This window comes from Bacillus sp. NTK071, from assembly GCF_017303315.1.
GTDB lineage: Bacteria > Bacillota > Bacilli > Bacillales > Guptibacillaceae > Guptibacillus.
This window is the reverse complement of record NZ_JAFKOI010000166.1, coordinates 1-252: the sequence shown is the minus strand read 5'-3', so window position 1 is coordinate 252 and position 252 is coordinate 1. Positions and strand designations below refer to the sequence as shown.

1 protein-coding gene is annotated in these 252 nt (G+C 66.3%); it reads right to left on the bottom strand.

What is annotated here, in order from left to right; genetic code table 11:
- Nucleotides 1–252: class I tRNA ligase family protein (locus JI666_RS22290; RefSeq protein ID WP_206895113.1), on the bottom strand; the 252-nt coding region annotated here is incomplete at both ends.

Here is a 252-nt window from a genome sequence, read left to right as displayed (position 1 = left end):
AACGTCGCGCAGCTTCTCGAAGCCGGTCACCTTGGCTGCCGTCATCACGCCCTCGGCCAGCGCATCAGCCAGCAGGATCATCTCGCCCACCGTCGCCGTGGCCTTCTCGTCGGCCTCGGTCACGCGGTACAGGCCATAGGCAATGTCCGGGTTATAGGCGACCGCGCGGTTTTGCGGGATGGTCCAGGGCGTCGTGGTCCAGATCACCACCGAGGCCCTGTCCAGCGCTCCGTCCACCGGCTTGAAACGCAC